Origin of the sequence: Amycolatopsis pittospori (assembly GCF_013870525.1) — a bacterium.
Taxonomy (GTDB): Bacteria; Actinomycetota; Actinomycetes; order Mycobacteriales; family Pseudonocardiaceae; genus Amycolatopsis; species Amycolatopsis pittospori.
On record NZ_JACBXD010000019.1, the window covers coordinates 84,523 to 108,089 of the forward strand.

Annotated in this window: 20 protein-coding genes; 13 read left to right on the plus strand and 7 right to left on the minus strand. The window is 68.8% G+C overall.

All coding sequences use genetic code 11. From position 1 onward, the window contains the following. Positions 1–4: 4 nt before the first annotated feature. The 9 genes from H5J31_RS13650 to H5J31_RS13690 are packed head-to-tail and all read left to right on the plus strand — an operon-like array spanning position 5 to position 8,336. Complete coding sequence (locus H5J31_RS13650; RefSeq protein ID WP_181772909.1) at positions 5–844, plus strand: MlaE family ABC transporter permease; 840 nt, start codon at positions 5–7, stop codon at positions 842–844. Next, on the plus strand, positions 841–2,064 hold the full coding sequence (locus H5J31_RS13655; protein WP_181772910.1) for an MCE family protein: 1,224 nt from the start codon (positions 841–843) through the stop codon (positions 2,062–2,064). The genes H5J31_RS13650 and H5J31_RS13655 overlap by 4 nt, the downstream gene beginning before the upstream one ends. Further along, positions 2,061–3,074, plus strand: a complete 1,014-nt coding sequence (locus H5J31_RS13660) for an MCE family protein (protein ID WP_181772911.1) — start codon at positions 2,061–2,063, stop codon at positions 3,072–3,074. Before H5J31_RS13655 ends, H5J31_RS13660 begins: the two co-directional genes overlap by 4 nt. Continuing rightward, positions 3,071–4,081, plus strand: a complete 1,011-nt coding sequence (locus tag H5J31_RS13665; protein WP_328701476.1) for an MCE family protein — start codon at positions 3,071–3,073, stop codon at positions 4,079–4,081. The genes H5J31_RS13660 and H5J31_RS13665 overlap by 4 nt, the downstream gene beginning before the upstream one ends. Next, positions 4,081–5,085, plus strand: coding sequence for an MCE family protein (locus tag H5J31_RS13670; RefSeq protein WP_181772912.1), 1,005 nt, complete (start codon positions 4,081–4,083; stop codon positions 5,083–5,085). The genes H5J31_RS13665 and H5J31_RS13670 overlap by 1 nt, the downstream gene beginning before the upstream one ends. Further along, on the plus strand, positions 5,082–6,065 hold the full coding sequence (locus H5J31_RS13675; RefSeq protein WP_181772913.1) for an MCE family protein: 984 nt from the start codon (positions 5,082–5,084) through the stop codon (positions 6,063–6,065). Before H5J31_RS13670 ends, H5J31_RS13675 begins: the two co-directional genes overlap by 4 nt. Next, positions 6,065–7,165 carry an MCE family protein gene (locus tag H5J31_RS13680; protein ID WP_181772914.1) on the plus strand — a complete coding sequence of 367 codons (1,101 nt, stop codon included), beginning with the start codon at positions 6,065–6,067 and terminating at the stop codon, positions 7,163–7,165. Before H5J31_RS13675 ends, H5J31_RS13680 begins: the two co-directional genes overlap by 1 nt. A gap of 5 nt (positions 7,166–7,170) precedes the next feature. Beyond that, positions 7,171–7,674 (plus strand): hypothetical protein, encoded by a 504-nt coding sequence (locus H5J31_RS13685; RefSeq protein ID WP_181772915.1) that lies wholly within the window; start codon positions 7,171–7,173, stop codon positions 7,672–7,674. An 11-nt stretch (positions 7,675–7,685) separates the two neighbouring features. Next, positions 7,686–8,336: a hypothetical protein gene (locus tag H5J31_RS13690; RefSeq protein ID WP_181772916.1), complete on the plus strand. Its 651-nt coding sequence runs from the start codon at positions 7,686–7,688 to the stop codon at positions 8,334–8,336. A gap of 333 nt (positions 8,337–8,669) precedes the next feature. Here H5J31_RS13690 and H5J31_RS13695 read toward each other — a convergent pair whose 3' ends face one another. The 4 genes from H5J31_RS13695 to H5J31_RS13710 form a co-directional block, all read right to left on the minus strand. After that, complete coding sequence (locus H5J31_RS13695; RefSeq protein WP_181772917.1) at positions 8,670–9,914, minus strand: PucR family transcriptional regulator; 1,245 nt, start codon at positions 9,912–9,914, stop codon at positions 8,670–8,672. Between the two features lie 54 nt (positions 9,915–9,968). Continuing rightward, on the minus strand, positions 9,969–11,159 hold the full coding sequence (locus tag H5J31_RS13700) for a helix-turn-helix domain-containing protein (RefSeq protein WP_181772918.1): 1,191 nt from the start codon (positions 11,157–11,159) through the stop codon (positions 9,969–9,971). A 338-nt stretch (positions 11,160–11,497) separates the two neighbouring features. Further along, positions 11,498–12,508, minus strand: a complete 1,011-nt coding sequence (locus H5J31_RS13705; protein ID WP_181772919.1) for an alpha/beta fold hydrolase — start codon at positions 12,506–12,508, stop codon at positions 11,498–11,500. Between the two features lie 330 nt (positions 12,509–12,838). Then, positions 12,839–14,065 (minus strand): helix-turn-helix domain-containing protein, encoded by a 1,227-nt coding sequence (locus tag H5J31_RS13710; protein WP_181772920.1) that lies wholly within the window; start codon positions 14,063–14,065, stop codon positions 12,839–12,841. Positions 14,066–14,378: 313 nt separating this feature from the next. Between H5J31_RS13710 and H5J31_RS13715 the strand changes: the two genes are divergently transcribed. Beyond that, positions 14,379–15,575, plus strand: a complete 1,197-nt coding sequence (locus H5J31_RS13715; RefSeq protein WP_181772921.1) for a helix-turn-helix domain-containing protein — start codon at positions 14,379–14,381, stop codon at positions 15,573–15,575. Here the strand turns inward: H5J31_RS13715 and H5J31_RS13720 are convergent. The 3 genes from H5J31_RS13720 to H5J31_RS13730 are packed head-to-tail and all read right to left on the minus strand — an operon-like array spanning position 15,515 to position 17,888. Continuing rightward, positions 15,515–16,030, minus strand: a complete 516-nt coding sequence (locus H5J31_RS13720; RefSeq protein WP_181772939.1) for a GtrA family protein — start codon at positions 16,028–16,030, stop codon at positions 15,515–15,517. The two genes, H5J31_RS13715 and H5J31_RS13720, sit on opposite strands and share 61 nt — an antisense overlap. Positions 16,031–16,074: 44 nt before the next feature. Next, positions 16,075–17,289 carry a lipase family protein gene (locus H5J31_RS13725; protein WP_181772922.1) on the minus strand — a complete coding sequence of 405 codons (1,215 nt, stop codon included), beginning with the start codon at positions 17,287–17,289 and terminating at the stop codon, positions 16,075–16,077. Between the two features lie 29 nt (positions 17,290–17,318). Further along, positions 17,319–17,888, minus strand: a complete 570-nt coding sequence (locus tag H5J31_RS13730; protein ID WP_181772923.1) for a hypothetical protein — start codon at positions 17,886–17,888, stop codon at positions 17,319–17,321. Between the two features lie 481 nt (positions 17,889–18,369). On the opposite strand from H5J31_RS13730, the gene H5J31_RS13735 reads away from it, so the two are divergent. The 3 genes from H5J31_RS13735 (at position 18,370) to H5J31_RS13745 (ending at position 23,537) form a co-directional block, all read left to right on the plus strand. Continuing rightward, entirely contained in the window at positions 18,370–19,596 is a 1,227-nt protein-coding gene (locus tag H5J31_RS13735) for a DUF6801 domain-containing protein (RefSeq protein WP_181772924.1), read from the plus strand. A gap of 64 nt (positions 19,597–19,660) precedes the next feature. Beyond that, complete coding sequence (locus H5J31_RS13740) at positions 19,661–20,782, plus strand: DUF6801 domain-containing protein (RefSeq protein WP_181772925.1); 1,122 nt, start codon at positions 19,661–19,663, stop codon at positions 20,780–20,782. Between the two features lie 508 nt (positions 20,783–21,290). Then, positions 21,291–23,537 carry a heavy metal translocating P-type ATPase gene (locus H5J31_RS13745; RefSeq protein WP_181772926.1) on the plus strand — a complete coding sequence of 749 codons (2,247 nt, stop codon included), beginning with the start codon at positions 21,291–21,293 and terminating at the stop codon, positions 23,535–23,537. The last annotated feature ends 30 nt before the right edge of the window (positions 23,538–23,567 follow it).

Below are 23,567 nucleotides of genomic sequence, written 5' to 3' on the forward strand. Positions count from 1 at the left end.
TCCCGTGACCAGCGTCCCCGAGCGGGCCCGAGAAGCGTTCAAACGCCCCGGAAACAGCCTTTTCGAGCTGGGCGACCAGCTGCTGTTCTACGTCCGCGCGCTCGCGGCCATCCCGATGGCCGTCACCCGTTACTTCCGCGAAGTGGTGCGGCTGCTCGCCGAAGTGACCTTCGGCAGCGGTGCCCTCGCGGTGATCGGCGGCACCGTCGGCGTGATGGTCGGCCTATGCGTGTTCACCGGGATCACCGTGGGGCTGCAGGGTTTCAGCGCACTGAACCAGATCAACATCTCCGCGATGACGGGCTTCCTCACCGCGTACTTCAACACTCGCGAGATCGCGCCGCTTTCGGCCGGGCTCGCGTTGTCCGCGACGGTCGGCGCCGGCTTCACCGCGCAACTGGGCGCGATGCGGATCTCCGAAGAGATCGACGCGCTCGAAGTGATGGCCGTGCGCAGCATGCCTTATCTCGTCACGACACGGATCGTGGCCGGTTTCATCGCGATCATCCCGCTCTACGTGATCGGCCTGCTGATCTCCTATCTCGGTTCCCGAGTGACCACGGTCGTCTTCTTCGGACAGTCCGGCGGTACCTACGATCACTACTTCTCACTGTTCCTGCCGCCTGAAGACGTCCTGTGGTCGTTCGGCAAGGTCTTGGTGTTCAGCGTCGGTGTCATCCTCACGCACTGCTTCTACGGATACCGCGCGTCGGGCGGCCCGGCGGGCGTCGGGGTCGCGGTCGGCCGCGCGGTGCGGACGTCGATCGTGCTGATCAGCGTGCTGGACCTCTTCCTCAGCCTGGCTATCTGGGGCGCGACCACGACGGTGAAGGTGTCCGGATGACCACCAGGGCACGGACGCAGGCGGCCGGGGTGATCTTCCTCGTCATCCTGGTGCTGCTCGGCTGGCTCGCCGTCGCGATCTACGACAAGGACTTCGACCGCGCGGAGACGGTCACGCTCAAAACCGACCGGGTCGGGAATCAGCTGGCCCCGCCCGCCGAGGTCAAGGTCCGCGGGGTCCCGTTCGGTGAGGTCAGGGCGGTCCGAGGCAGTGCGGAGGGCGCCGAGATCGACCTCGCCATCGACCCGTCGAAGATCGATCAGTTGCCGCGCAACGTTTCCGCCCGGCTGCTCCCGAAGACGGTGTTCGGTGAACGGTACGTCAATCTCGTGCTGCCGGACCGGCCCGCGGGCGGTTCGCTGAGGGACGGCGACGTCATCACCCAGGACCGGTCGGCCAACGCGATCGAACTGGAACGTGTGCTCGGCGATCTGCTGCCGTTGCTCCGGGCGGTTCAGCCGCAGAAGCTCAACAGCTCCCTCGGCGCCATCTCGCTCGCCCTCGACAACCGCGGGAAGTCCCTGGGGGACAGCATCGTCCAGCTCGACGACCTGCTCGGCAAGGTGAACCCGCTGATGCCGCGGTTCAAGGCCGACATCACCGGACTCGCCGACGTGGCCGATCTCTACACCGGGGCCGCGCCGGACATCCTCAAGGCCCTCTCGGACCTCTCGACCACCGCGAAGACCATTGTGGACACTCGTGCGGATCTCGACAAGCTGTACGCCAGTGTCACCACCGCGAGCGGTGATCTGAACAAATTCCTGGTGGAGAACAAGAACAACATCATCGGCGTCAGCGTCAAGAGCAGGCCGACCCTGGAGCTGCTTTCCCGGTACTCGCCGGAGTTCCCGTGTCTGTTCGACGCGGTGAACCGGCTCAAGCCGGTGATGGAGAAGGCACTCGGCAAGGGCACCGGCGAGCCCGGCCTGCACGTGACGTTGTCCGTCCACGACCCACGGGACAAGTACGTCCCCGGCCGGGACGATCCGCGTTTCGATCAGAAGGGCGGCCCCCGGTGTTACGGCGGGGGTGGGGCGTCAACGGCGGTTTCGTTCGCCACTGACGGGGACCTCGGCCCGGCGAATTCGAAGGGGGAGCGAGGGCTGGTCGCCGAAATCCTGGCGCCGTCGCTCGGGATGAAGCCGGCCGAGGTTCCGGACTGGAGCAGCGTGCTCGCCGGACCGGCTCTGCGCGGAACGGAGGTGACCGTCCGATGAGGAGTATGGCGGGCCCGGCGATCAAGGGCCTGATCTTCTTCGTGATCACCGCGGTGGCCACCGGGATCCTGGCCGTCACCATCGCGAACTCGGGAGTCGGCACCACGGTCGGCTACACCGCCAGGTTCACCGACGCGACCTCGGTCAACCCCGGTGACGAGGTCCGCATGTCCGGCGTCCGGATCGGCCAGGTCGACTCGATCGGCGTGGTCGACCGGCGGCTGGCGGACGTGAGGTTCTCGATCGAGGACAAACGCCGGCTCACCGCGGGTGCCACCGTCACCATCCGGTACCGCAACCTGGTCGGGCAGCGGTACCTCTCGATCGATCCCGGCCCCGACGGTCCGGCCGTACTGACCGAGGGTGCGCTGATCCCGCCGGAACGGACGACGCCCGCGCTGGATCTCACCGCGTTGTTCAACGGCTTCAAACCGCTGTTCCAAGCGCTCTCGCCGAACGACGTCAACCAGTTGTCGTTCGAAATCGTCCAGGTGTTGCAGGGGGAGGGGAGCACCATCGACAGCCTGCTCGAACACACCGCGTCGCTCACGAACACGCTGGCGGGCAAGGACGAGGTGATCGGGCAGGTGGTCGGGAACCTCAACACGGTGCTCGACACGCTCAACTCCCAGGGCGACCAGTTCGACAAGCTCGTCGACGTCACCGCCCAGCTCGTCTCCGGGCTCGCCGGTGACGCGAAGCCGATCGGGCAGGCGATCGGTGGGCTCGGCGAACTCACCACGTCCACCGCCGGCCTGCTCCAGGAGGGTCGCGCGCCGTTGAAGGACAGCATCGGCGCGCTGGGTGATCTGTCGAAGAACCTCGCCGACAACACCCCCGTGTTCGAGCAGTTCCTGGCGAACCTGCCGAAGAAGCTGGACCGGATGGGGGCCATGGTCTCGTACGGCTCGTGGTTCAACTTCTACCTGTGCTCGGTGAAGTCGGACGCGCGGCCGGCCCCGGGCGGCCCGCCGGTCGGCATCCCGCTCACTCAAGGACGGTGCCGGTGAAAGCGCCCCGGATCAAACCCTTCCGCAGCCGCAACCCGATCGCGGTCGGTGCCGTGACGGCGGTGGTGATGGCCGTGGGCGGTTCCGCGGTGTTCTTCTCCGACGACCTGCCGGTGGTCGGCGGCGGGACCACTTATACGGCGGAGTTCACCGAGGCCGCCGGGCTCAAGGTCAACGACGAGGTCCGTGTCGCCGGGGTGAAGGTCGGCGAGGTCTCCGACGTCCTGCTCGACGGCGCCCGGGTCAAGGTCCTGTTCCGGGTCAAGGACACCTGGGTCGGCAACCGCACCACCGCCGCGATCAAGATCAAGACGTTGCTGGGGCAGAAGAACCTGGTCATCGACCCGGTCGGCAACGCGGAACTCGATCCGGACGAGCCGATCCCGGTGCAGCGCACGAGCTCACCGTACGACGTCACCACCGTGTTCAACGACCTGGCGAACACCGTCGGCGCGATCGACACCGATCAGCTGGCGAAGGCGTTCGGGACGCTGTCGGAGACGCTCGGCGCCTCGACGCCGCAGGAGGTGCGGACAGCCTTCGACGGCATCACCGCGCTGTCGAAGACGCTCGCGTCCCGAGACGAGGAGCTGGTGAAGCTGTTCGCGAACACGAACAAGGTGTCGCAGACGCTCGGCGACCGGTCGCAGCAGATCGAAGCGCTGATCCGCGACGGCAACACGCTGCTGACCGAGCTGAACGCGCGCAAGGACGCGATCGCGAAACTGTTCAGCGGCGTCAAGAACCTTTCGGTGCAGCTCAAGGGCCTTGTGGCGGACAACCAGAAGACGCTCGGCCCGGCACTCGACCAGCTCGATCGCGTCGCCACCGTGCTGCAGCGCAACCAGGACAAGCTCAGCGAGAGCCTGCGGCTGGCCGGTCCGTTCTACCGGCTGCTCGGCAACGCGGTCGGCAACGGCCGCTGGATCGACACCTACATCTGCGGACTCGTGCCGACCGGCGGCACGCCGGGCAGCTGCATGCCGTCGAGGAACGGGGGACGCTGATGGGGCGCCACTTCACGCTGTCCGATCTCGGGACGCAGGCCCGGCGACGGGCTTGGGTTCGGCGGCTGTCCGTCGCCGTCGTCGCCGGCCTGCTGGTGACGGCGGTCTGGCCGCTCGTGACCCGGCAGGCCGACCGGATCCTGACCGGGTACTTCACCGCGACCGTCGGGGTCTACGCGAACACCGAGGTGCGCGTGCTCGGCGTCCCGGTCGGCTCGGTGACCAGGGTCGAACCGCGCGGCACCACCGTCGAGGTGACCATGTCGGTCCGGCCGGACGTCAAACTGCCCGTCGACGTCGGCGCAGTCGTGATCACGCCGAGTCTGGTCGCCGACCGGTACGTCCAGCTCACGCCGGTGTACCTGGGCGGTCCGGAATTGGGCGGTGACGCGAAGATCCCGCGCGATCGCACGGTGACCCCGGTCGAGGTCGACGAGCTCCTGGGCAGCCTCAACCAGCTGATGACCGCGCTGGGGCCCCAGGGTGCCAACAAGAACGGCGCCGTCAGCGACGTGCTGACCCGTGCCGCGACCTACCTCGACGGCAACGGCGGCAAACTCGGCGAGGCGATCAAGAACCTCGGCGAATTCGCCCGGACGGCGAGCGATTCCAAGGACGACCTGTTCAACTCCGTCGACAACATCAGCAAGTTCACCGCGATGCTCGCCTCGAACGACGGCCAGGTGAAACAGGCGATCCAGCAGATCTCCTCGATCAGCAAGATCCTCGCCGACCAGCGGGACCAGTTCTCCGGCGCGATGACCGAACTCACCGAGGCGCTCGGCGTCGTCCAGGGTTTCATCAAGGACAACCGGGGCAAGGTCAAGTCCGATGTGGACAAACTGGCCGAGATCACCAAGGCGCTCAGCCAGCAGAAGGCGTCCTTGGGTGAGGCGCTCGACGCCGCGCCGAACGCGCTGGCGAACGTGCTCGGCGCGTACAACCAGGGTGCGGGAACACTCGACGGCCGAGGGAACATCACCGAGTTCTCGGGGGCGAAATGAACGCCCGGCTCAAGTGCGCCGCCGTCCTGATCCTCACGCTGGCCGCCACCGGCTGCAGTAGTGGCGTCGACGTCTACGACATCCCACTGCCCGGCGGTGCCGCGCTCGGGGACCACCCGATCCACGTCAAGGCGAGCTTCACCAACGTGCTGGACCTCGTGCCGCAGTCCGGGGTGAAGGTCAACGACGTGCCGGTGGGCCAGGTGCGGACGGTCGAGCTCGCACCGGACGGGCGCAGCGCCGTGGTCGGTCTGCTGCTCAACGGGGACGTGAACCTGCCGGCCAACGCGATCGCCCGGCTGCGGCAGGCGAGCATCCTCGGCGAGAAGTTCGTCGAACTCGCACCGCCGGACGACGCGACCCCGAGCGGGCGGCTGGCCGACGGCGCCGTCATCCCGCTGGCGCGTTCGTCGCTGACCCCGGAGATCGAGGAGGTCTTCGGAGCGCTTTCCTTGCTGCTCAATGGTGGAGGCGTCGCGCAGGTGCAGAACATCACCCGCGAACTCAACGACGCGCTCGGCGGCAAGGAGAGCGCGGCCCGCAGCCTGTTGTCCAATTTGGACACCTTCGTCCGCGGGCTCGACGAGCACAAGGCGGAGATCACCCGTGCCATCGAGAGCGTCAACAAGCTCGCGGCGACGTTGAACGCGAACACCGAAGAGATCAAGGCGACCCTGAACGGGCTTACACCCGGCATCGAGGTCCTGAACCAGCAGCGTCAGGCGCTGGTCGGGATGCTGAAGTCGCTGGACGGGCTCACCACGGTCGCCGTCGACACGGTGAACCGCAGCAAGGACGACCTCGTCGCGGATCTGAAGGCGCTGGAACCGCTGTTGCGGAAGCTGGCCGATTCCGGGGACAAACTGCCGAAGGCGATGGAGATGATCTTCACCTTCCCGTTCCCCGACGCCGCGCTGGACGCCATCCGCGGTGACTACCTGAACACCTTCCTGACCTTCAAGAACAGTGGTGGCCGCTGATGCAGACCAAGCTCGTCCGTGCCCAGGTGGTGGCCTTCGTGGTCATCGCGGTCCTCGGCGTCGCGTACGTCGGCGCGACGTACGCGGGGCTGGACAAGCTGGTGCTGGACCGCGGCTACACGGTCAAGGCGCGATTCGCCACCGGCGGCGGGATCTTCAGCAACGCGGAGGTCACCTACCGGGGTGTGCCGATCGGCCGGGTCGGGGAACTGCGGCTGACGGCCTCCGGGATGGAGGTCGATCTCGATATCGAGCCGGGCGGCCCGACGGTGCCCATGGACACCGAAGCCGTCGTCGCCAACCGATCCGCCGTCGGTGAGCAGTACGTCGATCTGCGGCCACGCCGCGCCGACGGGGCGACGTTGCGGGACGGCTCGGTGATCAGCGAGGCGGATACGAAGATCCCGCTGCCGGTGGACGTCGTCCTGTCCAGTGTGGACTCCTTCGCCAACTCGGTGCCGAAGCCCGCGCTGCGGACCGTGGTCGACGAGCTGTACAACGCGACGTCCGACGCCGGCCCGGCGCTGGATCAGCTGGTGGGGCGGGGGATCGAGTTCGTGAAGGAGGCGAGCGAGCACGTCGGCCCGCTGACCACGTTCGTCACCGACGCCCATACCGTCCTCGACACCCAGGTGGAGCAGGCGGACGCGATCCGCTCGTTCGGGGCGAACGCGAAACTGCTCGCCGAGACACTGAAGAACTCCGACGGCGACCTGCGCCGACTGATCCCCGCGGTCCCGGCGGCCGCGAACGAGGTGAGCGCTCTCCTGCGGGAGTCCGGCCCCAGCCTCGGCATCCTGCTGGCGAACCTCCTGACGACGGCGGATGTGCTCGAGTCGCGACAGGACGGCATCGAGCAACTGCTGGTCACGGCGCCCAAGGCGGTCGCGGCGGGCCACGCGATCATGGGCCCGGACGGTGCGCATGTCGGTCTGTCGCTGACGTTCTTCGACCCGCCGCCGTGCGTCACCGGCTACGGAACCGGTTATCGCGACGGCCTCGACACGTCGCCGCGGCCGCTCAACACCGCCGCGCGCTGCGCCCTGCCGAAGGGCAACCCGACGAATGTGCGTGGCTCGCAGAACGTGCCTGGAAGGTGAAGCTGATGACTCGACTCACGGCCGCGCTCGCGGTGGTCGCCACGGCGCTCGCCGCCTGGTTCGGCTACACCTGGTGGGACGCGAGCAGAGACGACGGCGTCGCGCGGGCCGCGGTCCGCGAAGACGCGTTGCAGGCAGGACGTCAGGCCGTCGCCGCACTGACCACTTTGGACTACCGGCAGGCCGAACAGGGCTATCAGAACTGGCTGAACCTCTCCGGAGGCGCGTTGCACGACGAACTCGCGCGAGACCGCGATGGCGGCCTCGGCCGGATCGGCCAGGCGAAGACCGTCACCACCGGCCGGGTCGTCGACGCGGCGGTGACCGAAGTGGACAGTGGCGGCGGCACCGCCGAAGTGATCGCCGCGGTCGAACTCGAGGTCCGGCCGGACGGCGGGGAAGCCGTGACCAAGCACAACCGGTTCCGCGCCGGCCTGAACCGCACACCGGACGGGTGGCGGGTCACGTCGCTCGGCCAGGTCCCGGTGACCGACACCGGAAAGCCCTGAGGGAGGACGGAATGTCCACGAAACGAGCCGTCAAACCCGCCCGGCGCACCGTGAAGGTGGCCGGGAAAATGGGTGGGTCTACGCGGACGAGCGTCATCGAGGCTCCCGAGGTCTCGGAGTCGGCGGTTTTGGAGCCCGCTGTCGAGGAAGTCGTCCCGCCGGTGCGGCGCCGTCGTCTCCCGTTGGTGTTCGGCGCCGTCGCACTGGTGATGGCGGGCCTCGCGGGATGGTTCGCCGTCGAGGCGCGGGACGCCACCGCGGTGCTGACCCACAACACCGCGCTGACCGACGTCGCCACGACCGCCGAGGTGAGCGACCAGATCGGCAAGGCGCTCGGCACGATCTTTTCCTACCGCTACGACGATCCCGCCAAGAGCGAGAAGGCCGCGAAAGAGGTCCTGACCGGACCCGCGCTGGGTCAGTACGACCAGCTGTTCGCGCAGGTCCGGAACCTGGCCGCGGAACAGAAACTCGTCGTGACGTCGACACCGGTGGTCTCCGGGGTCAAGGTGCTCGACGGCGACCGCGCGTCGCTGCTGGTTTTCCTGGACCAGACCGGCGTACGCGGGGACGGGCAGCGCAGTACCGGCGCGGCCCAGCTGAGCGTCACCGCCGAACGTTCCGACGGCCGGTGGCGGGTCACCGCCCTCGCCGCCGCCTGACCCACCCCTTCGCCCGCCGCATTTAGTCCTCTGAATGCGATGTCCACGAAACCCGCACGTCCGTCACCCGTGCCCAGACAGCCGTCACTCGTGACTGGACAGCCGACTCTCGTGATCAGACGGACGGCACGCGTGACTGGACGGACGGCACGCGCGGGATTGGGGCCTTCATGGCCAGAAGAACGCGTACAGGTGGGATCACGCCGCCGTCCCGCCACGTGCCGTCCGTCTGATCACGCGTGGCGTCCGTCCAATCACGCGTGCCGTCCGTCCAAACACGGGTGGCGTCCGGCTGATCACGGGTGGCGTCCGTTGGCGCACGGGTGGCGCCCGTCAAGAGGGGGCGGCTCGCAGGGCGAGGATCATCTCGAACCGCCGTTCGGGATCCCGCAGCCCATCGGCGAAGAGGGCCTCGAGTTCCTGCGCCCGCGAACGCACCGTCTGCGGGTGCACCGCGAGCCGTTCCGCCACCTCGCGGACGTTCCCGCACGTCTCCAGCCAGGCCAGCAGCGTCCCCGCCAGCCGCGTGTGCTGCTTCCCCGTGAGTCCGGCCAGCGGCCCGAGCCGCTCGCGCACCAGCTCGGCGGCGAGGAAGGGTTCCTTGAGCAGCCAGAGCCGCGAGAGATGGTCGACGCACCAGGTCACGGGTTCCTCCGGGAGGTCACCGGCGGCGACGAGCCGTAATGCTTCCCGTGCGGCTCGCAGCGAGCGCGCCGCGAACGTGGGCGGGACGGCGGGGCCGATCGCGGCTCGCCATCCGGACAGGCTTTCGGCGAAGCGTTCCCGATCGTCCGGTTCCGGTGCGGGTAGCAGCAGACAGGGGGAGGGGCTTTCGAAGTCCGCCAGCGCGGTCGAAGCGGCCGCCGGGAGTTCTTCCGACGGCTGGTCGAGGGCGACGGCGACGAGCAGGTCCGGGAGTTGCCATCGGGCCAGGTCGGCGGCGTTCTTGAGGACGTCGGGCGGCGACGGCGGTTCGGTGAGCAGCAGTTCCATCAGGCGGTGCCGCCGGCGCTCGAGAGCGCCGGCGGCCTTTTCCCGCGCCTCCGCGTGGCCCTCGACCGATAGCGCCGAAAGCTCGTCGATATAGGCGAAGATGGCTTCGGCGAGCAGGCACAACGTCGCCGACGGGACACCCGCGCGCCGCCCGGCGTCGGCCACCCGGCGCCAGGTCACCCTGGCCCCGACGCGGTATGCCGCCTGGAGGACGTCGACGTTGCGGCCTTGGTGGAACTCCTCGATGCCCAAGCTCAGGAACACGCTCCGGCGGTCCTCCGACGGCGCCTCGGGATTCCCGATCCGGTCGAGGAACTGCAGGAACGCCATCTGGACGCCGGTCTTGAGCGACTTCCCGAAGGCACCGTCCAGCGGCCGCGCGTAGTCGGGGATGGTCCGCTGGATCTCGCGGACCACCTCCCCGGCCACGTCGGCGAGAACCGGCCGGAAGACGGTCGCCAGTTCTCTCGGCAGCAGCGCCCAGAGCTGGACGGGCCGCCCGCTCGACCCGCCCGGCCGTGCGGGCGTGAGGAGCGGGCCGTACGTCGCCTCGACCCCGCTTCGGGCATCCTGCGGTCGGGTCACCTCGTCACCTCGTCGTGAGTGGGAAACGCTGGTCTTTCTCAGCCGGAGACGCCGTCAGTCCTCGGCGAGCAAGGCCTCCGCGCGCAGGGCGATCTCCATGTCGAGCCGGTCGTCGGCGTTGTTCAGCCGGTCGCCGAAGAGATCGATGAGCTGGTGCATGCGGTACCGGACCGTCTGCGGGTGGACCTTCAGTTTCTTCGCGATCTCGGGAGCGCTTCCCCGGGATTGCAGCCAGATCAGCAACGTCTCCCCGAGCCGTGTCCGCTGCTTGGGGGTGAGGTCGTTGAACGGGGCGAGGCTGCGCGCGCAGAGCTCACGGACCAGGAACTCGTCGGCGAGCAGCCACAGGGTGGACAGGTGGTCGCTGTACCGTGTCACCGGGTTGTCCGGCAGGACGCCGCGCTGGACCAGCCGCAGGGTGCGGCGGGCCCACAGCAGCGAGCGCGGCGCTTCGGTGAGCCGCACCGCCGGCCCGATCACCGCGCGCCACCCGGGAAGCCGTTCGGCGAGATCCTTCAGGTGTTTCTCGGGGTCGCCGGTGACCAGGCAGGGCTTGGGGCCCTCTAGGTCGACGAGCACGTCGGCGTCCAGGTCGGGGCTGTCGGGGTCGAGCGGTCCGAGCCGGCGTTCCAGCGCGACGACGGTGACCTCGGTGGGCAGCGCCCACTGGGCGTTCGCGGCGTGGGACGCGATCGACTGCGGTGAGGACGGCGGATCGGCGAGCATCAGTTCGAGCAGCCTGCGCCTGCGTCTCGCTCTCGTGCCCGCGGCCCGTTCCTGCGCGGCCGTGTAGCCCTCGATGGACAGTGCGGAAATCTCGTCCACGTAGGCGAAAATGGCCTCGGCCGTGGTGCACAGGAGATCGGCGTCCGCTCCGATCGCCTGCCCGAATTCCGAGACGTGCCGCCAGGCGACGCGACCACCGACGCGGTAGGCCGTCTGCAGGCAGTCGAGGCTGCGACCCTCGCTGAACTCGACCTTCCCGAGATTGCGGAAGACCGTGGTCCATTTGTCGAGGGGCGCGGTCCCCTGACCGATGGTGTCGAGGCAGTGCAGGATCGCCTGCCGGATACCCTGGGTGATGATCTGTCCGAACGCGCCTTCCAATGGCTGCGCGTACTCGGGAACGGCTCGTTGTACCTCCTGCAGGATGGCTCGTGCCATGGGGTCGACCCGCGGCCGGAACCTCTCGCCCAGCTCGCGGGGCAGCGACGCCCACAGTCCATTCGCGCCGGTGCTGCGCACAGGTCGGTTCTCCACTGGGGTTCTCGGTGCCGGCGTGAAGGCGCGCGGTCGCTGGACCGGACCCGGTGGCTGGCGGTGCGGTGTGGCGGGGTGGCGCACGTCGGGGTCAGGCCGTGCGGTCCGCAGATCGTGCCGCGAGAACCCGGTATCCAAGTCGGTCATGTTTTATCCTTGCTGGCAACAAAATCAGCCTCTTCAACGGTGAAGCCGATCCAGATTTTGTGGCTCACGCAACATAAAATCCGGCTGAGAGGACTGTCAACGGCTGACGGGGCCTGGATCGGCCACCTGGATGGACTACACCCGAACGGGTGGTCCGATCCGCCGGAGGGTGACATTTACCCGTGCCCGCGTTGGGTCCCGGATGACAACTTTTCCGGGACCTTCTTCTGGGTGTTTTGGGGCATTTCGACCACGTTCGCGGCCTCGCTCGCCCGGATGAGCACTTCGACGACCTCGTCCAGGCTCAGCCGGGCGGGTTCCGTCTCGCCGAGGAAGCGCTCGACCTCGCCGCCGAACCGGGCCGGGTCGGCCACATGTGGAAAGTGTTTCGCATTTTCGAACACAGTCAAGCGGCTACCCGGAAGCAGTTCGGCCGTCTTTCGGCCGTGTTCGACCGGGATGAGCGGGTCATGTGCGCCCCAGACGACGAGCGTCGGCACCTGCTGGGCGAGGTAGAGCTTGTCGACGGCGCTCGCGCGCTGGCCCCTGAGATCGATGAGGCTGCGCGCGATGAAGAGGAAAGCCCGCCGCCGGCCCGGGTCCGCGAGAGAGGAAAGGTGCCGTGTCAGTTCACGGGTTTCGGGGGCGAGCTCGCCCCCGAGCCTGCGTCCGACGGTGGCGAGTCCGCGGGCCATCGCCACGGTGACCGGGTTGACGGCGACGGACAGCGTCGCCTTGGCGCCCGGCAGCGCCGTCGCGCGGAGTACCGAGGTCACCTGCGGGCCGAGCCCGGCGCTGCCCACGAGCACCAGCCGGGCGCACATGTCCGGGAACTGGTAGGCGAACTGCATCGCGATCCCGCCGCCGAGGGAGTGCCCGGCGATGGTCGCGTGCCGGACGCCGGTGAGCGCGAGGACGTCCCGGACCACACTGGCCATCGCGCCGAGGCCGTAGTCGGCCCGCGGGGCGGCGGAATCACCGTGCCCCGGCAGATCCGGGACGAGGACGCGATGCCCGAACCCGGTCCGTTCGAAGTGTTCGAGCAGGGGAACCCAGGTTTCGCCGCTGCCGGAGATCCCGTGCAGCAGCACGAGCGTTTCCCCGGCGGTGTCCGTTGTGGACGGACGGTATTCCCGCAGGCGGATTTCCTGCCCGTGCAGGGTCAGAGTGCGTGCTTCGATGGCCATGTCCCGCCTTTCGCTTGTCGGGCGTCAAAATAACGTGAAGAACGGTCGGTTCGTCAGCGTGTCGCCGGACACGTCCGGCAATTGCGACCGGTATGACAAGAAAGCCGTCGACGCCTCCGAGTCAGGTGCTAAATCCTGGTATGGGGGAACAAATGCGCATCGACATTTTCCGACCGTCCCGGTATTCAGGAAAGCATCGGTAAACACCTGTCACCAGGGAGACGAGCATGGCCTGCCGGGCGGACTTCCACATCGACCAGCCATCGGGCCGGCGTTCCCGTAGAGGCCTGCGCTGGGTGCTGCCCACCGTACGGCCACCGGAGCGACGGGTCAGGCGGGTCGGGTTGGTGGCCCTTCGTCGCGGCGGTGGGCGCGCATGAGCCGCTGGGCGCGCAGCGCGAGTTGCATGCCCAGCCTGTCGTCGGCGTCCTTGAGGCGATCGCCGAAGAGCTCTTCCAGTTGCCGCAGACGGTTCCGCACCGTCTGCGGGTGGACGCCCAGCCGCTGCGCGATCTCCGGTGCCCCACTGCGGGTTTCCAGCCACGCCAACAGGGTTTCGCTGAGCCTGTCCTGCTGTTTCTCGCTCAGCGAGCTGAACGGGTCGAGGCTCTGCTTGGCCAGTTCGGCGCCGAGGAAGTCTTCGGCGAGCAGCCACAGGGTGGCCAGGTGATCGCGGCACCAGACGATCGGTCCTGGCGCGTCTTCGCTGGTCAGGAGTAGTGCGCGGCGCGCGGTCCGCAGCGCGGCCGGGGCGTCGGCGAGCGGGACGACGGGGGAGACCGCCAGGCGCCAGCCGTCCAGCGCGTCCTTCAAGGGCGCGAGGTCGGTGTCGGGATCCGCGGTGAGCAGGTACGGCTCGGTGGCGTCGAGGTCCAGGAGGACGTCGTCGTCCAAGAGATGGGCGGGGAAGTCGGAAGCGCCCGGAGCGCGCTGGAGCGCGACCAGGGCCGCGGTGTCCGGAAGCTTCCATCCGGCTCCGTTCGCCAGGCTCGCGATGCTGCACGCGGATCCCTCCGGCGCCTGCGCGATCAGTTCGAGCAGACGCCGACGGCGGAGCGGGACGGCGCCCGCGGCCTTGGCCTCCGCGTCCTGGTACCCCTCGATCGTCGTGGCGCAGAGTTCGTCGACGTAGACGAAGACCGACTCCGCCGCGCGGGCGATGATTTCCGGCCCGACGCCGAGTCCGCGCACGATGGGCTGCATCGCACGCCAGGCCGCGCGGGCGCCGATCGTCGCGCTGTCGTGCAACGGTTCGAGACCGCGGCCCTCGGTGAACTCGATGCGCCCCCGCATGCGGTAGAAGTCGGTCCACCGGTCGTGCGGCTGGTTCGGGGCGCCGATGCAGTCGACGTAATGCCGCACGGCGCGTTCGCAGGAGACGACCAGGACACGGCCGAAGACGCCGCGCAGAGGCAGCGAGTACGCGGGGACCGAACGCTGCACCTCCTTGATCATGGCGGCCGCGGCGTGACCGGTATGCGGACGCAGTTCTTCGCCGAGCGAACGCGGGAGCGTCGCCAGCATCCGGAAACTGCGGTACTCGACCACGAAGACCACCTTGTGATTTCGCCGAACGGACGGCGGGAAACGTGAATCCCTTTCCGTGCCCGGTTCGGATCGGCGGGAACGGCAGGGAGTGTTTCTACTCGATCGGCCGACGACGTGTACCGCGAATGTGACGATGAATTGGCGACGGAAAGTCGCGGTACTCTTCGCCGTCGACACGGACGGGGGTTTCGGCGCGGCGTCTTTTGACACGGATGTGGCACCGGTTCTACGCTCCGTGCATTCGAGTGCGCCGATGGCGCGCGGACGAAAGGGAATGCGTGCCCGTAATCGTCGGCATACTTCCGAGCGGGGGATCCCACACGTGAGCTGGCAGCCCGTTGGTTCGCTGTGGGCACGGCTGCCGAGGGAACTCGGTGACGCCGTCCGGCCCCGGATCCCGGCGATCGCCCGGCACTGCGTCGAGGGCGTGGTGGCCGAAATCGGGGAATGCGCGGAAGTCTTCAGTGACGGCGACGCCCGCGCGGCCGCCGTCGAGCTGACCCGGCGCAGCATCGAGCGCGCCATCGACCGGGTCGGTGTCCCCGAACTGCTCCAGAACGACCTGTTGGCGGACTTCCGCGAACAAGGCCGCATCGCTTTCCATCAGGGACTCAGCCGGGAGGCCGCGCAGGCGGCGTTCCGGGTGTCCAGCCGGGTGCTGTGGCGTTCGATCGCCGCGGCCGGCCGACAGCTGCAGCTGTCCGGTGACGTCCTCTACGGCGCCGCTGAATGCCTGTTCGGCGACGTCGTCGAGGTGACGATGGCGCTGACCGAGGGCTACAACGCGGCGCAGGCCGAGGCCACCGGCCCCGCGGAGCAGCGGGCCCGGTTGTTCCGCCTGCTGACGAGCGGCGCGGGGTACACGCAGGCCGACGTCGGCGCGCTCGCCGTCGCGATCGGCTGGCGGTTGCCGGAGCGGGTCACCGCCGTCGTCTTCGGTTCGGCTCCGGGAGCGCCCGCGTTCCCCGTCGGCCTTTTGCCGATGGCGGTGCCCGCCGACCTGGTCTCGGACGCTCCCGGAGCGCTGGTGACCTGCCCCGAGACCGAACTCGCCGGCCTTCGGGAACTGCCCGCCGGATGGTCGGCGACGGTCGGGGTCCCCGTTCCGCCGGCGCAGGCCGCGGAGTCGTTCCGGATCGCGCGCCGCGCGTCGGGGCTGGCCCAGCGGGGGATGATCACCACGGTCGGACCGGTGCTGTGGTGCGAGGAGCACATCACCACGTTGTTGTTGCTGGCCGACGAGTTCCTGCTGGACCAGCTGGCGGGCGAGGCGCTGGAACCGTTGTCCGGACTGGCGCCGCGACAGCACGAGGAGCTGGCGACGACCCTGCTCACGCAGGTGCAGACACGGGGGAGCGCGCCCGAGATCGCCCGGCGGCTCGCCGTGCACCCGCAGACCGTGCGGGCCCGGCTGCGGCGGCTCACCGAGTTGTTCGGCGAGCGGCTGGACGACCCGGATCAGCGGCTGCGGATCGAACTCGCGCTGCGCGCGGAACGACTGCGCCCCGCGGACGTCTGACGGGCTCCCGCCACCGGGAAGACCCAGCGGCGGTAACCCCACCAGCGGAACGCCGAACCCGCCGCGGTGCCCAGCAGCATTCCGCTGACGAAGTCGGCGATCTCCTGCGTCAGGAAGCTCACTTCGGGGACTTCGAGATGCAGGACGTACCGCGAGATCAGCGGCGGGCACAGATTGATCGTCACGGCGATCGCGTTGACCGTGAAGAACAGCGCGGCTTCGTGGAGGCGTCGCCTGCCGCCGCGGGTGTGGAAGGCCCAGCGCCGGGAGAGCAGGTACGACAACGCCGTCGCGACGACGGTGGCGACGGCCAGCGCGGTGACCGGTTTCGCTTGCAGGACGGTGAGTTTCAGCCCGTAGTTGGTCCCCAGCGTGAGACCGAACGAGGCGAGCCCGACGGTGGCGAACCGAAGCAGCTCTCGCCGCTTGCCGGTCCGGCCACCGCCGGGTGCCACTTCGTCCACAGAGGACTCAGGGGCGGTTCTGAGCACCGCCGGGCTCAGCAGTTCGTCGTCGCCGGTGTGCCCGCGACCCGGTCCTTGACGAAGGCGAGGACGTCGGCGTTACCGGTGTAGACGGCGGTGATGTGGTCGGTCTCGAAGGTCTTCCAGGTCGTCTTGACCCCGGCGGCGCAATAGGTCTTGTGCAGCGCGTCGGCCTGGGCGAACTGCACGAGCTGGTCCTGCGTGGCGTGGTACAGGAGCACCGGGACCTTCGGCGGTGTGCCGCCGAGCTTGTTCTCGTTGAGCCGCTTCACCCATTCCGGCCGAACGTAGCCGGCGCTGGTCGTGTAGTCGGCGATCTTCTGGTTCGCGTAGGTGGTGAGCAACTCGAACGTGCACGCGCTCTTCTGCATCTCGGCCAGTTTCACGCGCCCGTTGTCGCTGAGGAACGAGTCCAGTTTGAGCTCGGGGTACGCGTTGTCCAGGCCGACGAGGGCGTAGGCGAAGACACCGAAGCCGGCTTTTCCGTCCAGTTGCAGGGTGACCTGGACGAGGTCGGCGGGCACTCCGCCGGCGGCGACCCCGACGAGGTTCAGCTCCGGGGCGTAGGCCGGCTGGAGTTCACCCGCCCACGCCGCCGCCCCGCCGCCCTGGGAATACCCCCGGAAGAGGACCTTGGCGTTCGCGGAGAGTTTCGTCGCCGGCAGCCGCTGGGCCGCGCGGACCGCGTCGATCATCGCCGGGCCTTCGGATTTGCCGACCACGTACGTCGTCTTCGGGTCCTGGCGGTAGCCCTCGTAATCGGTGAGCGCGACGGCGTAACCGGCGTCGAGCAGGTCGTCGAGGCCCGACTGCTCGTAGAAGGCGCCGATATCGATCATCGACGACGGCGTGCAGCTGAACGCCGGGCCGTGCGTGCCGGCACCGAATGAGACGATGGGCGCCGTCGACGGGTCGGCGTTCTTGGGTACGAGGACCGTCCCGGTCACCGCGTTCGGCCGTCCGAGCGCGTCCGTGGACAGGTACATCACCTGCCAGGCGTTGACGGAATCCTTACGCGGCCCGGCTTTCGAGACACGTGAGCGGATGATGTCACCCGGTTTGCCCGCCGGGAGCGGTGAGGGCGGGGTGTAGAACGAGTCGTCGGACGCCGCGGGGGCGGCGGAGTTCGCCGGGCTGCCGCCCAGCGCGGTCAGCACGCCGGCGGTCAGGACGATCGCCAGCACGGCGGCGAGCGTCCGGCGGGACGGGCGGGGGAACGAGATCGGCACGGCCGGGCCTCCAGAGGACGGGACGGTTGTCAGGCGTTGCCGTAGACCTGTCGGCAGGTCGAGGATTCGGCGAAGGCGAGGTTCAGTTCCGGGTTGGCGCGCAGATGCTTGATCGGGCCCTCGGGCTCGCTGAGCCCGCTCATCGTGGAGTCGGCGTCCGCGATCACCTTCTGCAGGCTGGCCTGGTCGGTGACCTTGGCGTCCTGCATCTTCGCCAAGGTGGCGGACACCTTGGTCTTGGTCTCGCCGAGGGTGCTGGTGGCCTTGTCCACGGCGGACTGTCCATCCGGGACCGGCGGCACACCGGCGTTGCGGATCCCGCCCGCCATGTCGTCGAGCGCCGCGGTGAGCGAATTCAGGAAGCCCACCATCGCGGTCTTCGTCCCCTGGGGATTGCCGGCGTCGAAAGCGGGCGGCTGTGACAGCTTCGCCGAACCCGTCGCCACCCCGGAGCACACCTTGTCCACCCAGGCGAGCGCGGCGGGGTCGGCGTGCTGCGCGGTGTCGGCGGGTTCGTCGGACCCGCAGGCTGCCAGCAGGACCGCCGCGGCGGTCACGGAGACGGTGGCGAACGCGATTCGCGCTGCCGTCCGGCGCATTCTTTTCATGGTTTCCCCGTCGAATTCGGCGAAAGAGGAGCCGGCGTCCGCGCGATGGTCGGCGATGACCGGCTGGCTGAACCGCGAGGTTACTCACGAAAGATTCCGCCAGGCAAGCGGAGCGGTTCCCCGGCGCGACGGTAAAAGGGTGATTGGCATGCGCGAGATAGTTTCGCGCATTGCGCTTGTCACCCGCGTCAGCGGTTCTCCGGCGCGCCCTCAAGTGGCTCTACGCTGGGAAAACCCACGTGCCCCTACTAGGAACCGGGCGGTCGCACCGTGCCAGGGTGACAATTTGCCGGGCACTCGTCAACTTTTCCGGAGAAGCCCTTGAAAGCGATGCCGGAGCGTCGTTAGTTTACGTTCGGTTGCGATCCGTCAGACATCGTCGCTACCCGGAGAATTCTCTCGGGCCGATATTCACTGCTCTGGGGAATTGTACGCCGTTTCGTATCATCGTTGATACCACGGAAGGACGATCGTGAGTCACCGTAGAGGAACCAAGAAGGCGGTCGCCGCCGCCGCTGCCGGTGCCGTGGGCCTTGCCGCCGCGGTACTCGTGGTCGGGGCACAGTCCAGTGTCGCCGATCCGATTTCGCTCCCGCTCAACTATCACTGCAACCTGCCGCTCGTGGGTTCGCAGTCGCTGAAGGTGGTGATCAACACCGATCTGCCGCTGTCGGTCGAGACCGGTCAGCCGACCGGCACGTTCGACATCAAGGCCGTCTCCACGATCAACGCGGACACGGTCAGCGGGCTCAACCTGATCGGTGCCACGACGCTGGAAGGCCAGGCCATCGCGGCGGCGACCGTGGCGGCGCCGGGACTCAACCTCCCGGTCAAGGTCCCCAACGAGATCGCCAAGTCGAACATCCCCACCTCGGGCGAGATGACGGTCAACGCGGCGGGCAAGACGCCTTCGCTGACCTTCAACCAGCCCGGCGAGGCGAAGATCACCGTGGGTGACCTGCAGCTGAAGGTCACTCCGCGCAAGGCCGACGGTTCGGTCACTGGGATCACCCCGGACGGCACGATCGACGCGCCGTGCACGCAGGATCCGGGCCAGAACAACACCCTGGCCACGATCAAGATCGGTGGCGGTGGCGGCACCACCACGCCCACCACCACGCCGACCACGCCCACCACCACCCCGACGACGCCGACCACTCCGACGACGCCGCCGACCACGACCCCCGGCGGTGGCGGGCTGAAGTACGCCTTCGGAATCAAGGGCCAGACCGCGCTGAAGGCGCTCGGCAGCACGGCGCCGATCAACGGCGCGTTCGACGCGGACGTGGACCTCGCGTCGAAGACCTTCACCGGCGACCTGAAGCTCGACCCGTCGAAGACCACGTTCAAGCTGTTCGGCTTCGTCGACGGCGCTTCGGACATCAAGGTCGAGCAGGTCGGCAAGCAGACCGGTGAGCTCGTCGGCACCGGGTTCAAGGCGCACATCAAGTTCAACGTGTTCCTGCCGAGCGTGCAGGTCTTCGGGATCCCCATCAGCAACGACCCGAAGTGCGGCACGGTCAGCCCGTCCACCAGCGAGATGACCACCGGTCCGGACTTCGACCTGCTCAAGGGCGGGAAGCTGTCGGGTACCTACTCGCTGTCCGGGCTGCAGAACTGCGGTTCGTTCAACGACATGATCAGCATCTTCACCAAGAGTGAAGGCAACACGCTCGATCTGAACCTCACCAAGAAGTAGCCAGGAAAGCCGGTCCCCGTCGCCTCGTGCGGCGGGGGCCGGCCCCGCGCACGGGAAGGCGACCATGCCCCTCCGCATCACTGTCCGGATGCTGCTCGCGACGGGCGTCATCGTCCTGCTCACCGCGACCTGCCTGCTCTTCGTGGCGGTCCACGGTGCGGCGGCGGGCACCCCCGTCGACAAGAGACTCTCGTACACCTGCCCGTTCCCGCTGATCGGGCTGCAGAAGCTCGACGTCGCGATCAAGGCGGACTTCGAGGTCCCGACCGCGCCCGGCGGCACGCTCACCACGTCCGGTCTGACGATCACCGTCGCCGTGCCGGACAAGGCGGCGCGGGGACTCAACCTCGTCGGCGCCGCCACCATCGAAGGCACCGCCGCGGCGGGCGTGACCCTGGTCAACGGTGACGCGAACCCGTTGCCCGTCCGCATTCCGCTGAACGTGGCGAAGACCGACATCCCGCAGACGGGCGGTTTCAGCCCGGTGGCGACCGGATCCGTTCCCACGGTGACGTTGGCGAAACCGGGCAAGACCACGCTGACGGTCGGCGACTTCACCACCCGGCTCACACCGAAGAAGGCCGACGGCTCGTTCACCGGCCTCGGTTCGTTCACTTCGGACTGCACCCTCGATCCGGGCCAGGACCCGGTCCTGCTGTCCTTCGACCTCGGCGACAAACCGGCGGGGCATCGGTACACGGTCGCCGGGAAGACGACCGTGAAGGCGCTGACCGCGTCCGCGCCGCTCGCCGGCGGTTTCGACCTGAGCCCCACCGCCGCCACCGTCTTCACCGGGGGCCCGGTGTTCGACAAGGCGCACACCGACTTCCGGCTGTTCGGCTTCGTACCGGGTTCGGCCGATCTCGAGTTCGTCGCCGACGGACCACAAGGCGGCGACCTGACCGGCACGGGATTCGTCGCCCGGCCCCGGTTCACCACCGTCCTCCCGCTCGTGACGCTCGTCGGCATGCCGGTCAGCAGCGGGCCCGCGTGCAGGACGTCGAGCCCGTCGACGGCGGAACTGCGCACCGGTGACGGCTTCACGATGGCCGGCGGCGGCACGCTCACCGGTACCTACTCGCTCGCGCCCCTCACCGGATGCGGCGCGTTCACCCCTTACCTGAGCACGTTCGTCCAAGGCGACGGCAATACGTTCGATCTCGTGCTGACGCCGCGCAAGGTCTGAGCCAGGTCACCGTGGTCGTGAGTGGCGATTCGGGTTATTGAGGGGTAAGGCAAAGGTGTCGTGTCGGGTGCCGAGTCCGTGAAGGCCTCCTTGAGGGACTCTGGGTCCCTCAAGGAGGCCTTCACGGACCGGTGATCAGCGGGGTGAAGGGGACTTTCCGCTCGTACAGTGAGGGGAAAGGCTCCTTCGGCGCGGGTCTTGTGGTCCTCGTGGGCGGCGGAGTCCCGGGTGTTGCGAAAGCCACTTTCGCAACGTTGAAGGTTGCGAAAGTGGCTTTCGCAACACCCGAGGTCGGCGTGCGGGCGACCGGCAGAACACGCCACCTTCGCCTTTCTGCTCAATAGAACCCGAATCGCCACTCACGACCCAGGTGACGCCTGTTCCACCACCACACCAGTAGTCGGGCCGCCGACGGGTTCGGTTCCCGGCGGCGGTAATCTCCTCCGCGACATCTTCTGGACGCCTGTTCCACCACCAAGGAACGATCGATCCAGGGGAGTGCCGCGAGATGACGACTTCTGCGCCGACGGCCGACGAGGCCGCGGCCGTCCGCACGGTGGAACTGACCGTGTCGGGGATGACCTGCGCCGCCTGTTCGGCGCGGGTGGAACGCACACTGAACAAACTGGACGGTGTCCGCGCGTCGGTGAACTACGCGACCGAGCGCGCCACCGTGCAGGTCCCCGGGGCGCTGGCCGACGACGTGCTCATCGAACGCGTCCGCAAATCCGGTTACACGGCGGAGATCCGCGGCGAAGAGGGTCCGGACACCGGGTTCGCGCGGGTCCGCGATCTCCGCCGCCGCATGGTCGTGGCCGCGCTGCTGGCGATCCCGCTGGGGAACCTCTCGATCACCCTCGCGCTGGTGCCGCGGCTGCGGTTCCCCGGCTGGGAACTACTGTGCCTGGCGCTGGCCGTCCCGGTGGTGTTCTGGTCCGCGCTGCCGTTCCACCGGGCCACCCTGCGGAATCTCCGGCATCGTTCGTCCAGTATGGACACACTGGTGTCGCTGGGAGTGCTGGCGTCGTTCGCGTGGTCGGCCTGGGCGGCGTTCGGCGGCGGCGCCGAACCGGGGTACTGGATCGGTTTCGGTCCGACGGCGGCCGGCGCGGACGCGATCTACCTCGACGTCGCCGCCGGTGTGACCACGTTCCTGCTGGCGGGCCGGTACTTCGAGAGCCGGTCCCGGCGAAGTGCGGCCGGGCTGCTGGCCGCGTTGGACGCCTTGGCTGCCAAGGATGTCCGGGTACTGCGAGACGGCGCCGAGCGGATGGTCCCGATCGGTGAGCTGACGGTCGGCGACCTGTTCGTGGTGAAGCCGGGGGAGTCGATCGCGGCCGACGGCGTCGTCGAAAGTGGACTGTCCACTGTGGATGTCAGTGCGGTGACCGGTGAGCCGGTCCCCGCGGAGACCGGCGAGGGAGACCGCGTCGTCGGTGCCTCGGTGAACCGGGACGGCAGGCTGATCGTGCGGGCGACCGCGGTCGGCGCATATACCCAGCTCGCCCAGATGACGGCGCTGGCGGAACGCGCGCAGGCCCGCAAGGCGGCCGTGCAACGCCTGGTGGACCGGATCTGCGCGGTGTTCGTCCCGGTCGTACTGGGCGTGGCCGTGCTGACCCTGGCGATCTGGCTGTTCAGCGGTGCGCCCGCGCGCGAAGGTTTCGCCGCGGCGGTCGCCGTCCTCATCATCGCCTGCCCGTGCGCCCTCGGGTTGGCGACGCCGACGGCGCTGATGGCGGGCGTCGGCCGGGGCGCGCAACTGGGCATCCTCATCAAGGGGCCCGACGCGCTCGAAGCGAGCCGCAAGGTGGACACCGTCGTGCTGGACAAGACCGGCACCGTCACCACCGGCAAGATGTCCATGATCGCGTGCCGTCCCGCCGACGGCTTCACCGTCCCGGAGGTACTGCGGTTCGCCGGCGCTGTCGAGACCGGTTCCGAGCACGCGATCGCGGCGGCCGTCGTGACCGCGGCGCGGGCTGAGTTGCCCGATCTGCCGCCGGTGAACGACTTCGGCGCGCTGCCCGGGCTCGGTGCGCGAGGCACCGTCGAGGGCCACGAGGTCCTGGTCGGCAACGCACGGCTGTTCGCCGATCGCGAGATCGGAGTCCCGGACGACTTCGCCGCCGCCGCACAAGACGGTGCGACGGCGATCCTGGTCGCGGTGGACGGCCGGGTCGCCGGGCAGCTGGCGATCCGCGACGTCGTGAAGCCGTCCGCGCGGGCCGCCGTCGACGCCCTGCACGCGCTCGGCCTGCGGACCGTCCTCCTGACCGGCGACAACGAGGCCGCCGCCCGCGTGGTCGCGGACGAGGTCGGCATCCCCGACGTCCGGGCCGGGGTCCTGCCCGCCGAGAAGGCCGCGGTCGTCGAGGAACTGCGGGCCGGGGGAGCGCGGGTCGCGATGGTCGGCGACGGGATCAACGACGGTCCGGCGCTGGCCACCGCGGATCTCGGGATGGCGATGGCCCAGGGCAGCGACATCGCACTGCGCTCGGCCGACGTCGTGCTGGTCCGCGAGGATCTGCGCGTCGTCCCCGACGCCATCCGGCTGGCCGACCGCACGCTGCGGATCATCCGCGGGAATCTGGCGTGGGCGTTCGGTTACAACGTCGCCGCGATCCCGCTGGCCGCGTTCGGGCTGCTGAACCCGCTGATCGCCGGTGCCGCGATGTCGCTGTCGTCCGTCCTCGTGGTGTCCAACAGTCTCCGTCTGAAGGATTTCGGCCGGTCCGACCGACGCGCTGCGTGACACTTCCGGGTGGTTTTGTACCATCGCCCC

Bases quoted from the DNA above. Each gene is read 5' to 3' on its own strand.
- H5J31_RS13690 (WP_181772916.1), top strand. From the start codon at position 7,686: ATGTCCACGAAACGAGCCGTCAAACCCGCCCGGCGCACCGTGAAGGTG.
- H5J31_RS13675 (WP_181772913.1), top strand. From the start codon at position 5,082: ATGAACGCCCGGCTCAAGTGCGCCGCCGTCCTGATCCTCACGCTGGCC.
- H5J31_RS13655 (WP_181772910.1), top strand. From the start codon at position 841: ATGACCACCAGGGCACGGACGCAGGCGGCCGGGGTGATCTTCCTCGTC.
- H5J31_RS13670 (WP_181772912.1), top strand. From the start codon at position 4,081: ATGGGGCGCCACTTCACGCTGTCCGATCTCGGGACGCAGGCCCGGCGA.
- H5J31_RS13745 (WP_181772926.1), top strand. From the start codon at position 21,291: ATGACGACTTCTGCGCCGACGGCCGACGAGGCCGCGGCCGTCCGCACG.
- H5J31_RS13660 (WP_181772911.1), top strand. From the start codon at position 2,061: ATGAGGAGTATGGCGGGCCCGGCGATCAAGGGCCTGATCTTCTTCGTG.
- H5J31_RS13680 (WP_181772914.1), top strand. From the start codon at position 6,065: ATGCAGACCAAGCTCGTCCGTGCCCAGGTGGTGGCCTTCGTGGTCATC.
- H5J31_RS13730 (WP_181772923.1), bottom strand. From the start codon at position 17,888: ATGCGCCGGACGGCAGCGCGAATCGCGTTCGCCACCGTCTCCGTGACC.
- H5J31_RS13740 (WP_181772925.1), top strand. From the start codon at position 19,661: ATGCCCCTCCGCATCACTGTCCGGATGCTGCTCGCGACGGGCGTCATC.
- H5J31_RS13705 (WP_181772919.1), bottom strand. From the start codon at position 12,508: ATGGCCATCGAAGCACGCACTCTGACCCTGCACGGGCAGGAAATCCGC.
- H5J31_RS13685 (WP_181772915.1), top strand. From the start codon at position 7,171: ATGACTCGACTCACGGCCGCGCTCGCGGTGGTCGCCACGGCGCTCGCC.